The sequence below is a fragment of the Rhizobium sp. P40RR-XXII genome, assembly GCF_012641405.1.
Taxonomy (GTDB): domain Bacteria; phylum Pseudomonadota; class Alphaproteobacteria; order Rhizobiales; family Rhizobiaceae; genus Rhizobium.
This window is the reverse complement of record NZ_JABAII010000005.1, coordinates 393807-414062: the sequence shown is the minus strand read 5'-3', so window position 1 is coordinate 414062 and position 20256 is coordinate 393807. Positions and strand designations below refer to the sequence as shown.

Here is a 20256-nt window from a genome sequence, read left to right as displayed (position 1 = left end):
CCAAAGCACTGCTTCCACGAACATGCGGTTGTCGCGGCCAGACGAGCCGCGCGTGCGCTCGTCACCAATGATGTGATGCGCTATCCGCGCCCACTGTTCGTCCCGAAGGATCAGACGATCCAAAACATCCATGACTGCCTCCAAAAGACAGTCTTGAATCTGATTCGCTCAGCCTTGGAAACCCAAGAGTCCACACCTCCTAAAGTGTGCGTACCCGGCCGAAAGAGCGTAGCAGAAGATTGACCGACACGGCGACCTTGTCGATGTCGCGAATGTCCTGCGAATATTCTCCAGTGTAGAGCTTCACGATCATTTTGTCTCGAATAGCACCGTGGAGATCGAAGTGAAGGTGGAGATAGTATGCTTGCCTGTCTCCGCCGCGGCTCATGCTCCTGCGTCGCTGCGTGACCTGCCTCAATTCCGCATTGAAAGGCGCAAAGCCTTCAAGGTGCAAGACCACCGATTTCGACTCGAATTGTGAATCGGGGGGGACTGCGACGACTGCCTTGTCCAGCGCCAGGCTAACCAGCCGGCCGGAGATGTCGTCCACTGCGGCCGGCTCGTCCAATTTGAAGGCGTGAAACAGTCGCTGGGGCTTCTCAAAGCAAATTAGAGAGGCGATGAGCAAAACGACGATATTGATGCCTGCCCAAAAGGCCGCGATCGGCGAAAATTCAGCCTGAGTTTGCGTGGTCTCGGGGACAATATCGATCAGTAGTCCAAGGGCGGTGATCGTAATTAAGGTTGCGATCCAGGAAAACGTATACCGGTCAAATTGGTTTGCCTGGTTGCTGCTTCCCTTCGGCGTCACCCTGAAGGGCTTGCCGAATGGCCTGATCAGGCTCGACGCGACCGTCGGCAGCATTCGGAACGTCGCGAACGTTCCGACGGCACTTGAGATTATGGGCAAATATCGTGTTGGCGTTATCCAAAGCATGAGAAGGAAATAAGCTGTCAGCAGCGGAACTTGATAGGAGATATAGTCGGCCACATCTGTAAAATAGAGTGGCAGCAGTCCGAACCAGAGATAAGCAATCGGGATGACCAGAATCATCAAGCGGACCAGATACTGCACCAACCACGAAGCCGGCAGGAACATGATGCGCTGGAAAAGCGATAGTCCCGGGCCACGCAGCGGGCCATTGTGCAGGTAAAGCGTTTGAATGCCCCCTTGGCACCAGCGCTCGCGCTGAACGAAATAGCCGGTCAGATTTTCCGCCGCGAGTCCCATCGACAGACGTTCGTTCAAATAGCGCGTCTTGTAGCCCTTGTTGAGCATGGAAAGCGTGGTCAGCAGATCCTCGGTGATGGACTCTGTCGGAAAGCCGCCGATCGCGTCGATTGCCGTACGTCGGGCGATCGAACATGAGCCACAGCAGAAACTGACATCCCATCCATCCCGGCTGGGCGCGATTTCGTCAAAGAACAGACGCTGTTCGTCCGGCCAGATATTCTCAAGCCCCAGATTCATCTGCACCGGATCAGCATTGAAAAAATGCTGGGGTGTCTGGACAATGCCAATGGTTTCATCGGAAAAGAAGGGTAATGTCCGACGAAGAAAGTGCCGGTAGGGTACGAAATCGGCATCGAACACGGCAACGAATTCACCCGAGCTGACTTGCAGGCCGTTGTTCATGTTGCCGGCCTTGGCGTGCGCGTTGTTGCTGCGCGTAACGTGAATGGCGTTTTTCTGTTCGCAAAAGGTTTTGAGCCAATCGCGGCGCTGGTCGTCGAGGACATAGACTTTGAGTTTGTCCGCGGGATAATCGAGCGATAGAGCGCCTACGATTGTTCTTTCCAGAACGTCGAGCGGCTCATTGTAGGTGGGAATGAAGACGTCAACAGTCGGTAGTTCGCGTCCTTCACGGGCAAAAAAGACGGTGCCTAGCCCATCCATTTCGGCGCTGCGGTTGACGTAACGGCTCATCAGCACAAGGAAAAGCACGACGTCGGTGAAGGCTAACATCTCGACGATGAAAACGAGCCAGACCCAAAAGAAATTAATCCCGTCATAGGGATAGGGAAGAACGGTTTGCGTAAGCCGCCAAAGCATGTAGCGGAATGCAATAGCTGCGACGAACCCGCAGGTGAGCGTTCTGGTCCAGCTATGATGGCGCGACCAATTGAATGGCCCCAGGAGAAAGAAGGCCATTACGAGAAAGGTTGGAGCAAGAGCTAGAAGATACTGAACCACAGGTTCTTGACCCAGTTCGAAAAGCCGATCCCGTGCCTGGGAAACCGGACCTGGACTGTCCGTCCTACTTGGCAGAAATTTTCGAAATCGTTGTTCATGATGGATGGTTCGAGGCGGACCCGAATGCGAGCATTGCGTTGCGATGAAATCGGCAGACTGGCTGCAAATGAATCGGTTTCCAGAGCTGCCGAACTGCCTTTCACGGAAACGACCGAGCCCTTGAAAACGTCGCTGCGCCCAAGTAGCCGAACCTGCGCGGCCAGCCCCGGATAGATTTCATCATAATCCACTTCAGGGACGAGGATGTCGACAAACAGTTCCCGACAATCGAGTATCCGCATCAGCTCATTGTTGAGGGCGACATTGGAGCCGTTGACGACGCCTCTGCTCCAAACGACGCCGTCGAACGGCGCCGTCGCCGTCGCGGACTCGAGGCTGCTAACGCGAATGCCTTCTTCGGTCAGCTGCTTTTCGACCTCTGCGGCTCGCGTTTCATTTTCGGCTATGCGTGAGTTCAAGTCGCTGATGTGGACAATGACCTCGTCCTGGCGCTGCCGGGAGTAGGGGACGTCATTTTGACCATCTCCGAACACAAAGATACCCTGTCGAACTGCGCTCAGCCGCTGTTGCAATTGATCGACGGTCATATTGCTCACTTCGACCTCACCGACGGTTGCTGCGCCGGCGGCGCGTGCGGCATCGACCATCCTTTGTGTGAGAATACCCCTGGATGCAAGCTCTCTGCGGCGGTCGAGATCCACCTGTGCAGCAAGATCCTGCGCCTGTGAAACCTCTACTCTCTTTCGAAGAATCTCGACTTCGCGTTCGAGGTTCGAAATTGTGGCCTGCTTGAAGATTTCCAAGCGATTGCTCAGCTGTTCGCGAAGCTGCGAAAGGTCGTCGCGTTCCTTCTTCAGGGCAATAACACGATCGCGGGCGGTGTTGCGCTCTGCTTCGAGTGAAGCCAGAACTGCGCGGTTCACGCGCGAATTGCCGATTTCTACGAGACTTTGGCCGGCTTTGACGGGAGCGCCGGCTTTAACGGGCTCGCCTGAAATCACGCCATCTATGGGAGCATTGACGAGAGCCAGCCGGGCGTTGACTGTGCCGTCGCGGCTTGTATAGCCGGTAATTGCCGGCAAGGAGACGACGATTGCGAGCAGCAACAGCAGCAGACCGACGGTGACACGGGTAATGCGATGATTCCAAATCATGTCAGCATACGAGAGAACCGGGTTAGCAGGGTCGAGGCGGCTGAGTCGGTGTCGGCAAAATACAACCAAATCTTGCGTAATTTAGCGTGGCGAAATTTAGCAGGCAAGGGGTGATCTTTGACTTATGTTAATGAAAAACGCGACTTCTGAAACTTGCGTCCTGGTCGGAACGTCGTCTGTCCTTCTCGCACTGCCGGACCAAGGATCAGGACAAGGTGGTGATTGAGGGCCACCGCGGGCAGATTATTGGGATTGCAATGTGATATTCCCATGAAGGGATATCGGTTGTGATTAAGTGCCGCGTCCTATGCGTCGCACGGATCTTCCACCGCTAAAGCCGGCCACAGACGGATTGAAGCGAGCTTTTTCGCGATGGAACACAGCGTGTGTATGGCGACTGCCTTCGGTCGCCATTCAGGGAGGACGAGCGACGGTGGGATGCCGCTGCAAAGGCACCTCCCAATTTCACTACCAGAAGACGTATTGCTCAGAGGTGAGACAATCCTGGGGCGGCTAACGGGCCATTGGTACTCACAGGTTAAGAGGGAAGCGAAAATAAAATCACACGGTTTGAGTGATGATTTCAGTGGGAAATTGGTGACCAGGGTGCGCCGAATTGCGGCCATGACAGCCAGCAATCGCACACCGTATTCCAGAGTTCATTCAGTTGACGATGAAGGGTATGGCAGCCAGCGCCTAAATATCGTGCCCTCGCTTTATTCTGCTCCGGCAAGCCCTTGCGCCCGTGCTTCGCCAAGTGGGAAACGCTGGCCCCTGATCATACGAAGAAGAGAGAGATTCTTATGAAACTAAGTAGATGTCATTTATTCGCGGCAGGAATCTGAGGGCATGATAGGTGACGATCACGCTCGCGCCAGAAGTGAAATTAATAACAAATTGAACCAATAATTGAAAAACAAGATTGTGCCGGTATATATTTAAATCTATCAGTGAATAAACTATATGATACATAAGAAAAAGAAGTGTCTCTCGCATGTGATCACATTTAGATTAAAATATTACTTAACATATTGGCAAAACCGCTGCGCTATATTATCTTCCTCGTGCTCAATCGAAGGAGGCGGAGCGAGCGAGCGGAGGGCGCTTTAAACGATCGGTTGCTCTCCTCGAGATCATTTCATGGTCGTGGCATCGTCGATAGCGATGCGCCATAAAACGCAATTTCATCCTCGATAGAAGTCTGAAAGTCTTGCACCAGAGTGGAAGCGCGTGGGTTCGCTCGCTTGAGCGGCACGCCGACTTTCGGCTGCATCTTATCGAAGGATGCTTGCCTCGTAAAAAAATAGCTGCGGAAAATTCGGGGAGGTTTTCCAAGATGCGCTACTATTCGCTGGACGCGATACGCGGCCTTGCTGCCATCGCTGTTGTGCATTTCCATATGGGATTGATCTGGCATGTCGCACCGCTTGGTTATCTGGCGGTGGATTTCTTCTTTGCGCTGTCCGGCTTTGTCACCGAAACGGTTTATGGTCCAAGGTTTATAGCCGGCATGACGACGCCGGGCTTCTTTGCCATTCGACTCAAGCGTCTCTACCCAGTTTTCCTCGTCGGCATTCTCCTTGGTGCGTTCGTAATACTGGCAAAGGTGTTTGCGGGTATCGACCGCCCGCCGGCGTGGGTCGTTCCGCTCAATCTGGCGGTTCTGCCCGCGCCCGTCGCCGGGGACTATTTTCCAGTAAATGTTCCGTGCTGGACGCTCTTTCTGGAATTCACTGCTTACTTTCTTTATGGGGCGTGTCGGCGTCACCTGACGCCACCGGTGCTGCTGACAATGACGGCGGTTTCGGGTGCCGCGCTGCTGGCGTGGGGCGATGATTTGAATGTCGGCAGCACGTGGGACACCATCCATATCGGCATTGCGCGGCTTGGCTTTGCCTTTCCCTTTGGCGTGTTGCTGGCGCGGCTTGGTGTCAGGCCTTGTTGGCGGACGTGGCTCGCGTTATTGCCGCCCGTTTGGCTTATGGTGATTTTCTATCACTCGAGAGCCGACACGGACATCGCGCTGTTGACGCTGCCCATGTTGCTCGTCTGGTCTATCGCGCTCGAAGTGCCTGCGAAGTTGCGAGCGTTGTCGCGCTGGCTCGGGGACATTTCTTATCCACTCTATATCGTACACTATCCGTTGCTTTCCGTTTTTCAGTTCTTCTGTCGAGAGACCGGCGCCGCAGGACCAATTGCGCAGATCGTCGGCACGGTGGGCCTTCTTGGTGCCGCTCACATGGTGGCCTTTTGGAATGGCCGCTACCACACTTTTGCGGAAAAAGCCGGAGGCTGATGACGGCGGGCGAACCGAAGCTGGATGAGCTTGATAGTCATCCGCTTTACGCTGCGAACCACGATGCGCGGATCGAGGGAAATACGCTCGAATAAACGGGGAAGGCAATGATTTGGAATTTCGAAGTCATTGTGGCCGTTATTGGCAGCCTCGGTGCTGCCGGCATTGTCCTGTGGCAATTGGCGGATCCCGGTCGCCGCAGAAAGGAAATGCAGAAGCATCACGAGGACACCGGGGCGATAGTGGAAGACATGCGGCAAACTCGGAAAAAGGACGAGTAGGGCATCGTCTCACCTTCCGTCATAGCCTGGCATGGCGCTCCGGATGGCATGAGCTCGTCCATCAATACACGGGGATGTCCCTCGTAAAGTTCCGGACTGGTCTATGCGAGGCGGCAAGTCAAATTGCCTTTATTCTCCTGGCGTTGCTTCGTGGATTGTTCAGGAAGATGACGCCTCGTATCTCCGGTTGTGTTGCGTTCTCGCGACGCGCCATCGCTGATCGAGTCCGTGCGAATGATTGAAAAATGAGCATGATTGCCGATTGACTATAAAGTGAGCTTGCCATAGCGTCGAGATAACAAATGGCATTGATTGCCGACGGCAAATGAGCCCCGATTTCCGCATATCCTGCGGAACGGGGCTTTTTTTATTCCGTTTGGCCGATCATGCCGGTCATGTGCTCAAATCGAGACTTTGGCGTGATGAAGGCTACCCCCGATCAGAATGATCCATTGTCCTTAGGATGGCCGACAAGCGGTTGCCGCCTAGGCAGTGGGGCGAGGGGTATGCGGTGATCCGGAAGCCCATCCCAATTTCAATTCTCTATTCGACAACGGGCACTTATGCGGCGCTTGGCCGCGATGCGGTGGATGGCGCCTTGGCGGCAATCGCTGAAGTCAACAGCGATCCCGGCTGCTTCTTTCAATTCGAACCGCGTGTCGATGATCCGGCTGGCAATGCGGAACGTTATGCCGAACTCGCCGGGTCCGCCATCCGGCAGCGGGGATGTCGGCATATCGTCGGTGCGATCACGTCCTGGAGCCGGAAGGAAGTGCTTCCGGTCGTCGAGCGGCATGGCGCGCTGCTCTGGTACGCCTTTCCGCACGAAGGTTATGAGACGAGCGACAGCGTCATCTATCTAGGCGCTTGTCCCAATCAGCATCTGTTGCCCTTGTTCGACTATGTCCTGCCCCGCTACGGTCGGCGGCCGTTCATCGTCGGCTCGAACTATATTTGGGGCTGGGAAATCGGCCGGATCGCCCGCGAGATAACCGGGGCAGCGGGAGGCGAGGTGCTGGCCGAGCGCTTTGTGCCGCTGGGTTCGGAAGAGGTCGACCACCTGATCGCCGAAATCCGCCTCAAGCGGCCGGATTTCATCCTCTCCAATCTCGTTGGCCGTTCCGCTCATGCGTTCATCCGTACCTATGCGGAGCTACGGGAAGAAGATGTCGATTTCAGCGCAGAGCATCGGCCGCTCGTCGCCTGCAATCTTTCGGAAATCGATCTCGCGGATCTCAGTCCACAAGCCAAGGCCGGGCATATCGTCACCAACATTTACTTGGACAGGCTCGACACTCAGGAAAACAGGAGTTTCAAGGCGCGATTGGCGGCCCGTCGCGGCGATGGCCGACCGGTTACCGGGCCATTTGCCTTCGCCTATATGGCGGTTTCCGTCCTGGCTCAAGCGATTGCCGACGCCGGCACGGACGATCCGGACCTGATCCGCAGGGTTGTGACACAACGGCGGTTCGATATGCCGATTGGATCTGTCTCGTTTGATCCGCGCACCCATTATGCCGGGTTGCGCCCGTTTATCGGCAGGTCCGACAGAGAGGGTGGCTTCGAGATCTTCGACACCGAAACCGCCGTCGTCGAGGCAGACCCCTACCTGGTGCGATCGGTTCTTCCGGGCAAGCCGGGCGCTCATGCGCCGGGAAGGGGACTGAAGGTGGTGAAATGAGCCGCTTCGAACGACCGAGGTTTTCCGGCTGGCGCGCGGTGATGCTGCATCGGCCGCATTCGACGGTCGAGGCGCTGACGCGCCAGCTGGAGTCGCTGCATATTCAGGTCAAGGCCGTCTGGCCGCAGCTCGATGAGCAGGATGCGCGGGCCGACGTCGTCTTCTTCGATGCCGACATGGGACATGATCAGCAATTTCCCTGGCCATCCGGTTTTTCGCCCATGCCGCTGGTGGCGCTGATCGGCTCGGAAGCGCCGGGACGGATCGAATGGGTGCTGGCCCAGGGTTCGAACGCTCATATGCTGAAACCGATCGGCTCCACGGGGGCCTATAGCGCGCTGCTGATTGCGTCGCATGCCTATCAGAAGGCACGCAGCCATGCCGACGATATCCGTGTGCTTGAGGACCGATTGCGCCAGCGGCCGATCGTCGTGCGTGCCGTATTGCAGTTGATGCAGCAGGGATATGCCGGCGAAACCGCCGCGTTCAAGCGCTTGAGAAGCATAGCGATGGATTGGGGCATGACGATCGAGGAAGCCGCGGACGCCATCTGCAAGGATGACAGGCGTACTCGCGGCGGACTCTAGGAAGATGATGAAGAAAGGAGACGAAATATGGAGGTAACCGAAGGCTATGCACTCTATGGCGCATATCAGACCTGGTATCGGATCACCGGTGATCTTGCGTCCGGCAAGCCACCGTTGATCGTCGCGCATGGCGGGCCGGGCTGCACGCATGATTATGTCGACAGTTTCAAGGATATCGCCGCCACGGGCCGCGCAGTTATCCATTATGATCAGGTCGGCAACGGCAAGTCCACGCACCTGCCGGACAAGGGCGGTGATTTCTGGACGGTCGGTTTCTTCAAGGCGGAACTTCACAACCTGATCGACCATCTCGGCATCCGCGATTCCTATTGCCTGCTCGGGCAATCCTGGGGTGGAATGCTGTCGGCTGAATTCTCCGTCGATCGACCGGCCGGTCTCAAGGCGCTGGTGATTGCCAATTCGCCGGCTGCGATGAAGACCTGGATTTCGGAGGCCAACCGCCTTCGGGAAGCCTTGCCGGCCGAGGTGCAGGCCACGCTGCTCGAGCACGAGCTGGCCGGCACGACGGATAGCCCCGAATACGTCAAGGCGACCGACGTTTTCAACGAACGTCACGTCTGTCGCATCGTCCCGATGCCGCCGGAGGTGAAGCGGACCTTCGATGCCATCGCCGAGGATCCGACCGTCTACCACACGATGAACGGTCCCAACGAATTCCATGTCATCGGCACCATGAAGGACTGGTCGATCGTCGGCCGCCTCTCGGCCATCGACGTTCCGACGCTGTTGATCTCCGGTCATTACGACGAGGCGACTCAGGCCTGCGTGCAACCCTATGCCGATGAAATTCCGGATGTGCGCTGGCGCATCTTTGAGCAGTCCAGCCACATGCCGCACGTCGAGGAGCGCGCCGCCTGCATGGCCGAGGTCGGTGCCTTTCTGAATGGGAAAGCGCCTTGAAAGCATGGGATCGCTCTTTGAGCGCCGCCCGCGAATGCCTGCCGTATAGAACCAGCTACAAAAAAGGGAACAGACAATCATGACGACACGATCAATAGCCATCCGTCGCGCCGGGGCGGCTTTCGCAGGCCTTCTGCTTGCACAGACCATGCTTTCAGGACCAGCCCATGCCGAGGACCGGGCCGCGCTCATGACCCAGCATCGCGGCGGCACGATGACGCTCTCGGCCGTTTCGGCTGCCGGCACCATCGATCCGATGATCAATTACACCGCGCAGTACTGGCAGATCTACCAGTTGAGCTATGACGGCCTCGTCAAGTTCAAGCAGGCCGGGGGAACGGAAGGCTTCAAGATCGTGCCAGCCATTGCCGAGGCGATGCCCGAAGTCACGAATGATGGCAAAACCTATGTGTTCAAGATCCGTAAGGGCATCAAGTTCTCGAACGGCAAGGATGTCACGCCGGCTGATGTGCTGGCCTCGTTCCAGCGGATTTTCAAGGTCAAAGGCCCGACCATGGGCAGTTTCTACAATGGCATCGTCGGCGCTGATAAATGCATGGAAAATGGCGACACCTGCACGCTTGACGGGGGTGTGATTGCCGACGAGAAGGCCGGCACCGTCATCATCAACCTGGTCGCGGCGGATTCGGAGTTTTTCGCCAAGCTCGCGGTGCCGCATGCAAGCATCGTTCCCGCCGATACGCCCGCCAAGGATGCCGGCACGAGCCCCATTCCTGGAACTGGCGCCTATGTGATCGCAAGCTACAACCCGAATGAACAGATGGTGCTGAAGCGCAATCCCTATTTCAAGGAATGGAGTATCGACGCACAGCCGGACGGCTATGCCGACGAAATCGACTACAAGTTCGGCATGACGGAAGAGGCCGGCATCAATGCCGTGATCAACGGCCAGCTGGACTGGATGTTCGACACGCCGCCAGCCGACCGCCTGCCGGAGCTAGGCTCGAAATATGCCAAGCAGGTTCATCTCGATCCGCTTGCGGCCTTCTGGTATGCGCCAATGAATGTCAATCTGCCGCCCTTTAACAACGTCAAGGCGCGACAGGCCCTGAACTATGCGGTCGACCGCGACGCGCTCGTCGGTCTTTTCGGCGGTGACGTGCTGGCGCAGCCGACCTGCCAGATCCTGCCGCCTGATTTCCCAGGCCATGTCGATGACTGCCTCTATACCAAGGATCCCGGTTCGCAATGGTCCGAGGCTGACATGGACAAGGCCAAGCAACTGGTCGAGGAATCCGGCACGAAGGGCCAGAAGGTGACCGTCATCGCTGAAGACAACGCGGTTGCGCGCGGCATCGGCACTTATTTGCAGAGCCTGCTCAGCGAGCTTGGCTATGATGCCTCGATGAAGGCGATCTCTCCCAATATCCAGTTCGCTTACATCCAGAATACCAACAACAACGTTCAGATCAGCGTTACCCAGTGGTACATGGACTATCCGGCTGCGTCGGACTTTCTGAATGTGCTGCTTTCCTGCGACAGCTTCCACAAGGGAAGCGATTCCTCGATCAATATCGCTGGCTATTGCAACAAGGATCTCGACGCCAAGATGAAGGCGGCCATGGTTCTTTCGCTGACCGATGAGAATGCCGCCAATGCCGAATGGGCCAAGATCGACAAGGCATATATGGCCGAGGCGCCGCTGGTGCCGCTGTTCACGCCCAAGAGTGTGAATTTCACCTCCGCCCGTCTTGGCAATTATTTGTTCAACAAGCAGAATCGTTGGATCGTTTCCCAGTCCTGGGTGAAGTAAATGGGCCAAGGGTAATGGCGTGCAGCGCACGCCATTACCCGTTCGCTCTTCTTCTTGAACAGCCCGAACTCGCAATAGCAGAGGGCTAGATGCGGCCGCTCGACTGTGTGATGGCAGGAAACGGAAATGACCCTCGTACCCGATAGCATTGCAAGTCCGGTGGAGAGTTCGCAAAGCCAGGGCGTGCGAAAAAGCGCAGGGCATTGGCAACGGGCCTGGCGGCTTCTCAAGCGCGACAAGCCGACGATCGCCGCAGCCCTGGTGTTGTTGTTGATCGTCCTGTCCAGCCTCGCCGCGCCGCTCTATGCGAACTACGTTTCGGTGACGGATCCGTTCCGCTCCAATCTGAGCGGCAAGATCAATGTCGAGGGAAAGAAGATCAAGATCATGCAGCCTTCGACGGAGGGCCTGGGTCTTGGCGTCACGCCGATCGGTCCGACTTGGGCTGCGCAGTATTTCCTCGGCGCCGATACGCAGGGGCGCGATGTCGCTGCCCGGCTTCTCTTTGGCGGTCGCAATTCGCTGCTGATCGCCTCCTGCGCCACCATCATCTGTCTGATTCTGGCCGCGCTGATCGGCATCTGCGCGGGCTTTTTCGGTGGCGTTATCGATGTGATCCTGTCGCGACTACTCGATATTCTCTGGGCCTTTCCGGTCTATCTTCTGGCGATTTCGCTGTCGATCGTGCTGATCTCCAAGGGCATCGTGCTCGGCCCGATCGAGATCACCGCGGATAGCCTGCTGCTGCCGATAGGAATTATCGGTATCATCTACATACCCTATGTGGCGCGCCCCGTGCGCGGCCGCGTACTGGAGCTGAAGAACAGCGAATTCGTGCTGGCCGCGATCGGGCTTGGTGTTCCCGAATGGCGCATCCTCTGGAAGGACATTCTGCCCAATGTTGCCACGATGCTTATCGTGTTCATACCGCTGATGATGGCGCTCAACATCGTCACGGAATCGTCCTTGTCCTTCCTGTCGATCGGCGTGCAGGCGCCGGATGCGAGCTGGGGCACGATCATCCAGGACGGGCAGACCTTGCTTTATACACGCCCGGCCGTGGCGCTGGCGCCCGGCATCGCCATCGCGCTCACCGTCCTGTCGCTGAACGTGCTCGGCGACAGCATCCGCGATGTGCTCGACCCGCGCACAAAGATCGTCTGAGGAGGCGGAGATGGTTTTTGCAATTCTTCAGCGTCTCGGCCAGATGGTGTTCGTCATGTTCGGCATCTCGACGCTGGTATTTCTGATCTTCTTCGCCACGCCCGGCTCCGACCCGGCCGCCCGCCTTGCCGGGCGCAACGCTTCGCAAGAGACGATCGCGCAGATCCGCACCGAATTCGGCTTCGATCGGCCGCTGCCGGTCCAATATGTGCTGATGATGAAGCGGCTGTTCGTAACCCAGGATCTTTCTTCCTACGTCAATCGCGGCATGCGCGTCGTGCCGCAGGTTGCGGACGCCGCGCCGGTGACGCTGTCGCTGGTGTTCGGCGCGGCGGTGCTCTGGGTGGTCGGTGGTATCGTCTTCGGCGTGATCGCCGCGATGGCCCGCGACACCTTACTGGATCGAGGGCTCATGGCGCTCGCGCTGATCGGCGTCTCCATGCCGGTCTACTGGCTGGGCGAGGTGATGAACCTGGTCTCGCAAAGCCGCTTCCATGATACCTGGGCGTTTTCCTGGGTTCCTCCGCTCGGTTACAAGCCCCTGCTTACCGATCCGGTCGGCTGGTTTCTGACGCTGATCATTCCCTGGGCAACGCTGGCTGCACTCTACGTCGGCATCTATGGCCGGGTGCTTCGCGCCAACTTGGTGGAAGCCTATCAGGAGGACTATATCCGCACCGCCCGTGCCAAGGGGCTGAGCCCGGCGCGGGTCATGCTCAGGCATGCGCTCCGGACCTCGCTGATCCCGTTCGTGACCATGTTCGGCCTTGATTTCGGCGCCCTCGTCGGCGGTGCGGCCCTCCTGACGGAAGTCGTGTTCGGTCTGAACGGCGTCGGGCGTCTCACCTATCAGGCGCTGCTCAACCTCGATCTTCCGATGATACTCGGCACGGTCATGTATGCCTCATTCTTCGTGGTGCTCGCCAATGCGTCCGTCGACATCGTCTACGTGCTGATCGATCCGCGCGTGAGGAAGAACTGATGATGCAGACCGCCGAAAAACCCCTTCTTCTCGATGTCCAAGGTCTCACGGTTTCGTTCGCCACCGATTATGGATCTGTCAAGGCCGTGGATGACGTGTCCTTTTCCGTGCGCGAAGGAGAAATCCTGTCGATCGTCGGCGAATCCGGCTCGGGCAAGTCGGTAACGCTGCTATCGCTGCTCGGCCTCCACGATCAAAAGACCACAAAGGTCGACGGCGCGGTCGCCTTTCGTGGGGAGCGGATTCTGGAACTGTCGGCAACTGCCATGCGTCGTATTCGAGGCAAGGAAATCGGGCTGATCTCGCAGGATCCGATGACGGCGCTGACCCCCGTTTATAAGATCGGCTGGCAGATCGCCGAGCAGATCCGCGCCCATGAAGCGATCTCGGCCCGTTCCGCCCGTTTGCGGGCGATCGAGCTTTTAGGCGAAGTCGGCTTTTCCAATCCCGCCGAAGCGCTCGAACGCTATCCGCACCAACTGTCGGGCGGCATGCGCCAGCGGGCGGTGATCGCCATGGCGCTTTCCTGCCAGCCGGCGCTCCTGGTCGCCGATGAACCGACGACGGCGCTGGATGTGACCGTGCAGGCACAAGTGCTCGACCTGTTGCTCAGGCTGCGCAAGGAGCTCGGCCTGGCGATCGTCTTCATTACCCACGACATGGGCGTCGTCTCCGAGATCGCCGACAGGGTGGCAGTCATGTATGCCGGGCGCATCGTCGAGCGTGGAACCACGCGGGAGATCTTCTCTAATCCCATTCATCCCTATACCTGGGGTCTGATGGCCTCGATCCCACCACTGACGGGCGCGCGCCCGGAGCGGCTGATTTCGATCGGCGGCATGCCGCCGACGCCGGGCAGCATTCCAGAGGGCTGCGGGTTTCAGCCGCGTTGCCGGTTCGCTCGGGCTGAATGCGCCGGCCGCCCGCCAACCCGCCGCATCGGCCATCAATCCGTGCTTTGCGTGCTCGACGGAGAGGAACGCGAGGCCCTGCGCAATACCGTCCTGACATCGGAGGAGCCCGTATGAGTGCGACCGAGAGCGCAAAGCCCCTGCTTTCCGCCGAGGCGCTGAGCAAGAACTTCGTCGTCGGCGAGACCATCTGGCCGGGTTCGGGCCGGACCTTGCATGCGGTCGACGAGATCAGCCTCGACGTCTATCCCGGCGAAACCTTGGGTCTCGTGGGCGAATCCGGCAGCGGCAAATCCACGCTCGGCCGCTGTCTGACACGGCTCTACGATGTCACAGCCGGCCGGCTGACCTTCGATGGCCAGGACATTTCAAAAGCTGAGAAGCGCGCCCTCATGCCTGTGCGGCGTAAGATGCAAATGATCTTCCAGGATCCCTCGGCCTCGCTCAATCCACGCCGCAAGGTGCGCGACATGCTGGGGGAAGTGCTGAAGGTGCATGGCATCCGCAAAGGAATGGCAATCGATGACCGGCTCGCGGAACTGATGGAAATCGTCGGCCTGCGTCGCGAATATCTCGATCGTTACCCGCATGAATTCTCCGGCGGTCAGCGTCAGCGTATCGGTATAGCGCGAGCGCTCGCCGTCGAACCGGCGCTGATCGTAGCGGATGAGCCAGTGTCGGCGCTGGACGTTTCGGTGCAGGCGCAGATCGTCAACCTGTTCGCCGACCTGCGCCAGCGGCTCAATCTGACCTATGTGTTCATCGCCCATGACCTGGCGGTGGTTCGGCAGGTGTCGAGCCGGGTTGCGGTCATGTATCTCGGATCGATTGTCGAAATCGGCGAGACGGATGCGCTCTTCAGCACACCGCGTCATCCGTATACGCAGGCACTGCTCTCGGCCGTTCCCCAACCGCATAACCGTGGCAAACAGAAGCGCATCTTGCTCAACGGCGAGATCCCGAGCCCGCTTAATCCGCCCAGGGGATGCAAATTCTCGACCCGCTGTCCCTACGCCAATTCGCTTTGCTACGAGGTCAGGCCGCTGCTGACCGGCGAGGCGGGCCGTCACGACGTCGCCTGCCATTTTCCGCTTGCGTGACGGCTGCAAGTAGGCTTTTCAGGCAACGGGCTTCAGGTCAGGCATATCGATGACGTCTTGGCGCAGCCACTAACGGCCGTTTTTCATCGATGAAAAATATCCTGCGGATTTGGCTGTTTATCAGTCGGGCATCTCTTCCTATTTCTACCTGCAACGGCAGACGATTGCGGAGGATGACATGCTGACTAAGGCCGATAGCGCGACCACAATGACTCTCTGGAACGGCCGAGAAATTCCACGCCTGGGCATGGGATGCTGGGCGATCGGCGGTCCGTTTTATGCCGGCGACGTGCCGCTTGGCTGGGGCGAAGTCGACGACAATGAATCGGTCCGCGCTATCGAGCGGGCGGTGGATCTCGGCATTCGCTTCTTCGACACCGCCTCGAACTATGGGGCCGGGCATTCCGAAGAGGTGGTGGGCAGGGCGATCGGTGATCGAGACGATATCATCATCGCCACCAAATTCGGCTTCGCGACGGACGAGAAGACCAAACAAGCGACAGGCGCCTTCGCCGATCCCGCTTTTATCCGTCAGTCTGTCGAGACGTCTTTACGTCGTCTGCGCCGCAAGCGTTTGGATTTGCTGCAATTTCATCTCAACGATTTTTCGCTCGAAGCCTCGGACGAGGTATTTGGGACACTCGAGACGCTCAGGGGCGAGGGTAAGATCGATGCTTTCGGCTGGAGCACGGACTATCCGGATCGCGCCGCGCGTCATGTGCATCGAGCAGGCTTCGTGTCGATCCAGCACACGATGAATGTCTTCGAGCCGGTTCCGGCGATGATCGACGTCATTGAGCGCAACGATTTGATTTCTATCAATCGCGGCCCGCTCGCCATGGGGCTGCTCAGCGGCAAGTTCACCCCGGACAAGACCGTCGGCGAGAAGGACGTGCGTGGTGCAAGTCTCGATTGGATGGTCTACTTCAAGGATGGCAAGATAGCTCCAGAATTTGCTGCGCGCCTGGAGGCGGTTCGCAATCTACTGACCGAAGACGGCCGCACGCTTGCGCAGGGTGCGCTTGCATGGCTCTGGGCGCGCTCGCCGCGCACGCTGCCAATTCCCGGTTTTCGCACGGTTGCTCAAGTCGAGGAAAACGCTGGTGCCCTGGCGAAGGGTCCATTGCAAGCAGATGTGATGGCGAAAATCGATCGAGCGCTGTCTGAATTCCATGCAAGCTAGCCAGGCCCGAGCGGCTTATGCGGAGTTGCCCAGCCGTTGCGGATGCCCGAAGCCGATCAACATGACGTGGCGTCGCAGTCTTTGCTGAGTTGACGTGACCACAATGCCAGAAAGCAGGGGCCACAGTTACCTACGAGGTGATGTGGAGTAGTGATGTCACGCTTCCTGAAATGCGGAAGAAGGAGGGGTTTGTACGCAAGGTGCAGGCTGGTTACACTTTTAGACAGCTGGAAAACTGTCGCGCTGGTAGTAGATTTCTAGTCGCTCCTTCGACACGTGGAGGGAAATGCGGTTAAGAGCGCCGGTGCGCTCACCGGTCCAAGAAAGCCGGGCTAGGCGGTTCGACTCCGCGGCCGCAACCACAGGCGTCCAACGCCGCCAGTTGTTGCTACGCGTTATGCCCTGTGAAGCACATTTCAACGTTTCTTTTGATAGACGCTTTTGTTGCCGACCCCGACTTATGTGGGAGTGGCCGATCGAATAAGGATGCTGTGTATTCTGCGTGGTGGGCAGATATGGCCCGACGAGTTGCGATCCGACTAACGTCAGTTACGGGTCCGTCTCGGCCGGGACGGCTCGGTTCCGTCGCAAGAGATCGGCAGCTAAAGACGGGATACGTCTACGATTATCCGTGTGTGATTTTCGGGGTCGACCAGGACGGGCAGCCTAGTTCCCGTCGCGGTGCGCTTTAGACGGCGTTCGGGACTGCTGAACGACATGCGCGTGATTGCGTCCCAATTCGGGCCGCCATTCGGGTCGGTCACCAGGACGGTAATGTCCCATGTGCCGCCCGGCGCGGAACTTGGCTTTACTTCAGTGGCACCCAACACTTTTGCCATAGCCGGCTCCAGCCCGACCGCAGCGCCGGCGCCAGCAAGTGCTAGTTCCGTTTGCTGCGCGGAGAGGCCGTTGACGAGTTCCGGCGAGATCACGTCGTGGTTTGGTTCGCGCCAAACATGGGGGAAGGGGGAAGGGCCGGTCCTGTCGACCTGTTCCGTGGCGCCTAACCTCGCCGCGAGGTTCTCGGTGGCCTGCCGCCACGTCGGAACCTTTTCCCATTCGATCCTATAGTGGCTGGGATCGGCGAGATCCACAGTAATCGGAAGTAGCATCCCCGTGCGGGGCCATTTCGACTTTGGTACATTGTAACCGCTGAAATGGACCGCGGTCGGTGTAACGCGCTCGGCGATGATGATTCCGTCGATGTCGCATCGCGAAAAGAATGTCACCACACCAGCGAGGTCGGGAGACGGCGAGCAGGCCACGACTTCTAACTGCCCGCTCACCGGGTTGATGATCCTGCTTTGCTTGACTTTGCTGAACAAGCCCATGCGCGCCACCTGATCAATCCGCTTCAGCCATATCTCTATTGAATCATGCTGAGATTGGTTGTTCAAGACCTGCCGGTGCGTCCCACCGCCGACCTGGGCTTGCCACTATATATTCAAGCCCGCCCTCGACCGGGGACGATCGGAGCCGCCACTCTATTTCGGTCGGTAGCGGCACGCGCTTATGCCTCAAGGGGCAACTCAAACTAACTCACAATCCACACACAAGATTTTTATAAATTAGATTCACCTAAATTCAATCTCGCTATTTTCTTCCCGGCGCCCCTACCTATCTCGCAAGTGCGAAATGATCGCGCATTCCAACCCGCCGGGCATGGGTACGCCCCCTGCCTGCCGTCCGGCCCATCACAAGGACTCGACAATGGGTGATTTGCTAAAGGGTATCTCCAGTTTTCGTGGGGCCGTCTTTCCCGACCATCAGGCACTTTATCGCAAGCTTGCGGAGGAGGGACAGCAGCCGCAGGCGCTGATGATTTCCTGCGCCGACAGCCGTGTGATGCCTGAAACGATTACGCAGTCCGGTCCCGGTGAACTGTTCGTCTGCCGCAATGCCGGAAATATCGTTCCTCCATTTTCCACGGCAAATGGCGGTGTATCGTCGGCGATCGAATATGCGGTCGTAGCCCTCGGCGTTCGCGATATCATTGTCTGCGGCCATTCCGATTGCGGCGCCATGAAAGGGCTTTGCCATCCTGATCTTCTGAAACCCATGCCGAATGTCGCTGCCTGGCTGAAGCATAGTCACGCCGCCCATTCGATTGTTTGCGAGGCCTATCCCGTCGACCTGTCCGAGCGCCAAAAGGTCAGAGCCGTCGCGATGGAAAACGTTGTTGTCCAGCTCGACCACTTGCGCACGCATCCTTCCGTCGCGGCCAAGCTGGCGACCAACGACATCGCCCTGCATGGCTGGTTCTTCGATATCGAAACGGGGGAGGTGCTCGTCTATGACGGTGCGGCCGCTCGCTTCACGGAAATCCTTGAGGACAGGCCCTTGCCTGTCGCGGTCACGGGTCGTGGCCGTCCGCATGTGATCCCGCAAGCCGCGGAGTAGGCCGATGATTTCCAGCCCTGCTCTTTCGCGCGATTTCGCATCGTCGCTCGTCGTCTTTCTGGTCGCCATACCCTTGTGCCTTGGGATTGCGGTGGCTTCAGGAGTTCCGGTGGCCATGGGCCTCATTTCAGGCATTGTCGGCGGCATCGTCGTCGGCTTTTTAGCCGGATCTCCGCTTCAGGTGTCAGGTCCGGCCGCCGGCCTGGCCGTGATTGTATTCGGCTTTGTCGAACAATATGGGGTCGCCATGCTCGGCCCGGTCCTGATTGTCGCAGGACTTCTACAGATGCTTGCCGGATTCCTGCGGATTGGTTCGTGGTTCCGGGCAATCTCGCCCGCCGTCGTTCATGGCATGCTCGCCGGGATCGGCATCCTCATTATTCTTGGTCAGATCCATGTTTTGATGGGAGCAAGACCAGCTGCCGGCGGCATCGAAAACGTCGCGGCGATGGAGCAGACCTTCAGCCGCGTATGGGGTGCAGGACCGACGCGTGAAGCGGTTGCTCTCCTCATAGGGTTGATCTCGTTGCTTGCCATGATTGCTTGGGAAAAGTTCAGGCCGAAATCGCTGATGCTGGTGCCCGGTGCCCTGGTGGGGGTTGCGGCTGGCACCCTGCTAACCGTCGCAATGCAATTGCCGATCGCCAGGGTGGAGGTTCCGTCCTCTCTGGCCGAAAGCATCTCATTGCCGACGCTTGATGGCTTTGCCAGGATGGTAGAGCCTGGCATCATCATGACGACGCTGGTCATCGCGGTCATCGCCAGCGCCGAAACGCTGCTGTCATCCGCCGCCGTCGATCGCATGCATGATGGCGTGCGAACCCGTTTCAACAAGGAACTGTTTGCACAGGGCATCGGCAACGGACTTTGCGGTCTGCTCGGTGCCTTGCCGATTACGGGTGTCATCGTCAGATCGTCCGCCAACATTCAAGCAGGCGCACATACGCGGGCGTCGGCCGTTCTGCACGGAGTTTGGATCCTGGGGCTCGTGGCGTTTCTGCCGCAGCTGCTTGCGATGGTGCCACTGACGGCGCTTGCCGCTGTCCTGCTCGTGACGGGATGGCGGCTGATCAGCCTTCATCATGTTCGCCATCTCTTCGAGCATCACGGCTGGGTCCCCGTGGGGATCTGGACTGCGACGGTGGCAATGGTGGTGCTTCAGGACCTGCTCGCCGGTGTGGCGCTTGGCCTTGCGCTGTCCATACTGGAGATCTTTCCATATCTCCGTCGCAAACTTGCGATCGGCAGGTTGGAGGATGAGGAAACCATTCACCTCGACCTCGTCGGCGTGGCGACATGCCGGGACGTTCCCACACTGCTCAATATGCTGGAAACGCTTCCCGAGGGGCGTAAGATCAGGATTGCGGGTGCTCGTCTGCATTACCTCGACCATACGAGTGCCGAAACCCTGCGCGAATGGCTGAAGCGCCAGAAGAAATCAGGGCGCCTTGTCGAAATCCAGCATCCACCGGCGGGACGCCACCCTCGGCTGAAACCGATCTTTGAACGGCTATCGGACGAGGTAGCCTGACCCGCAGGTAGGCTGCAGACACTTATTGACAATGGTC

Annotated in this window: 16 protein-coding genes and 1 pseudogene; 12 read left to right on the top strand and 5 right to left on the bottom strand. The window is 58.2% G+C overall.

Annotation, left to right across the window (positions count from 1 at the left end):
- The 3 genes and pseudogenes from HGP16_RS13040 to HGP16_RS13030 all read right to left on the bottom strand — a co-directional run.
- A pseudogene (locus tag HGP16_RS13040) lies at nt 1-132 on the bottom strand (IS5/IS1182 family transposase); the annotation flags it as partial.
- A 67-nt stretch (nt 133-199) separates the two neighbouring features.
- The gene (locus HGP16_RS13035) at nt 200-2194 is read right to left on the bottom strand and encodes a glycosyltransferase (RefSeq protein WP_168840413.1); all 1995 of its coding nucleotides are present in this window, start codon (nt 2192-2194) and stop codon (nt 200-202) included.
- Nucleotides 2176-3408, bottom strand: coding sequence for an HlyD family secretion protein (locus tag HGP16_RS13030; RefSeq protein ID WP_168840412.1), 1233 nt, complete (start codon nt 3406-3408; stop codon nt 2176-2178). The genes HGP16_RS13035 and HGP16_RS13030 overlap by 19 nt, the downstream gene beginning before the upstream one ends.
- Nucleotides 3409-4744: 1336 nt before the next feature.
- On the opposite strand from HGP16_RS13030, the gene HGP16_RS13025 reads away from it, so the two are divergent.
- Complete coding sequence (locus tag HGP16_RS13025) at nt 4745-5704, top strand: acyltransferase (protein ID WP_168840411.1); 960 nt, start codon at nt 4745-4747, stop codon at nt 5702-5704.
- On the opposite strand, the gene HGP16_RS13020 is transcribed toward HGP16_RS13025, so the two are convergent.
- Complete coding sequence (locus HGP16_RS13020; RefSeq protein ID WP_168840410.1) at nt 5671-5925, bottom strand: hypothetical protein; 255 nt, start codon at nt 5923-5925, stop codon at nt 5671-5673. The two genes, HGP16_RS13025 and HGP16_RS13020, sit on opposite strands and share 34 nt — an antisense overlap.
- Nucleotides 5926-6496: 571 nt before the next feature.
- On the opposite strand from HGP16_RS13020, the gene HGP16_RS13015 reads away from it, so the two are divergent.
- The 9 genes from HGP16_RS13015 to HGP16_RS12975 all read left to right on the top strand — a co-directional run bounded on the left by HGP16_RS13015 (nt 6497) and on the right by HGP16_RS12975 (nt 16288).
- Nucleotides 6497-7666 (top strand): transporter substrate-binding protein, encoded by a 1170-nt coding sequence (locus tag HGP16_RS13015; RefSeq protein WP_168840409.1) that lies wholly within the window; start codon nt 6497-6499, stop codon nt 7664-7666.
- The gene (locus tag HGP16_RS13010; RefSeq protein ID WP_168840408.1) at nt 7663-8253 is read left to right on the top strand and encodes an ANTAR domain-containing response regulator; all 591 of its coding nucleotides are present in this window, start codon (nt 7663-7665) and stop codon (nt 8251-8253) included. Before HGP16_RS13015 ends, HGP16_RS13010 begins: the two co-directional genes overlap by 4 nt.
- A gap of 27 nt (nt 8254-8280) precedes the next feature.
- Nucleotides 8281-9174 (top strand): proline iminopeptidase-family hydrolase, encoded by an 894-nt coding sequence (locus tag HGP16_RS13005; RefSeq protein WP_168840407.1) that lies wholly within the window; start codon nt 8281-8283, stop codon nt 9172-9174.
- 79 nt (nt 9175-9253) lie between these two features.
- Nucleotides 9254-10948: an ABC transporter substrate-binding protein gene (locus HGP16_RS13000; protein ID WP_168840406.1), complete on the top strand. Its 1695-nt coding sequence runs from the start codon at nt 9254-9256 to the stop codon at nt 10946-10948.
- Between the two features lie 126 nt (nt 10949-11074).
- The gene (locus HGP16_RS12995; protein WP_168840405.1) at nt 11075-12112 is read left to right on the top strand and encodes an ABC transporter permease; all 1038 of its coding nucleotides are present in this window, start codon (nt 11075-11077) and stop codon (nt 12110-12112) included.
- A gap of 10 nt (nt 12113-12122) precedes the next feature.
- Entirely contained in the window at nt 12123-13094 is a 972-nt protein-coding gene (locus HGP16_RS12990) for an ABC transporter permease (protein ID WP_168840404.1), read from the top strand.
- Nucleotides 13095-13096: 2 nt separating this feature from the next.
- On the top strand, nt 13097-14122 hold the full coding sequence (locus tag HGP16_RS12985; protein ID WP_168840445.1) for an ABC transporter ATP-binding protein: 1026 nt from the start codon (nt 13097-13099) through the stop codon (nt 14120-14122).
- Nucleotides 14119-15105, top strand: a complete 987-nt coding sequence (locus HGP16_RS12980; RefSeq protein WP_168840403.1) for an ABC transporter ATP-binding protein — start codon at nt 14119-14121, stop codon at nt 15103-15105. The genes HGP16_RS12985 and HGP16_RS12980 overlap by 4 nt, the downstream gene beginning before the upstream one ends.
- A gap of 178 nt (nt 15106-15283) precedes the next feature.
- Nucleotides 15284-16288 (top strand): aldo/keto reductase, encoded by a 1005-nt coding sequence (locus HGP16_RS12975; RefSeq protein WP_168840402.1) that lies wholly within the window; start codon nt 15284-15286, stop codon nt 16286-16288.
- Between the two features lie 602 nt (nt 16289-16890).
- Here the strand turns inward: HGP16_RS12975 and HGP16_RS12970 are convergent.
- Nucleotides 16891-17685 (bottom strand): hypothetical protein, encoded by a 795-nt coding sequence (locus tag HGP16_RS12970; protein ID WP_246703477.1) that lies wholly within the window; start codon nt 17683-17685, stop codon nt 16891-16893.
- 313 nt (nt 17686-17998) lie between these two features.
- Here HGP16_RS12970 and HGP16_RS12965 point away from each other — a divergent pair, with 313 nt between their 5' ends.
- Both HGP16_RS12965 and HGP16_RS12960 read left to right on the top strand, forming a co-directional pair.
- Nucleotides 17999-18688 carry a carbonic anhydrase gene (locus tag HGP16_RS12965; RefSeq protein ID WP_168840401.1) on the top strand — a complete coding sequence of 230 codons (690 nt, stop codon included), beginning with the start codon at nt 17999-18001 and terminating at the stop codon, nt 18686-18688.
- A 4-nt stretch (nt 18689-18692) separates the two neighbouring features.
- Nucleotides 18693-20219: a SulP family inorganic anion transporter gene (locus HGP16_RS12960; RefSeq protein ID WP_168840400.1), complete on the top strand. Its 1527-nt coding sequence runs from the start codon at nt 18693-18695 to the stop codon at nt 20217-20219.
- Nucleotides 20220-20256: the final 37 nt, after the last annotated feature.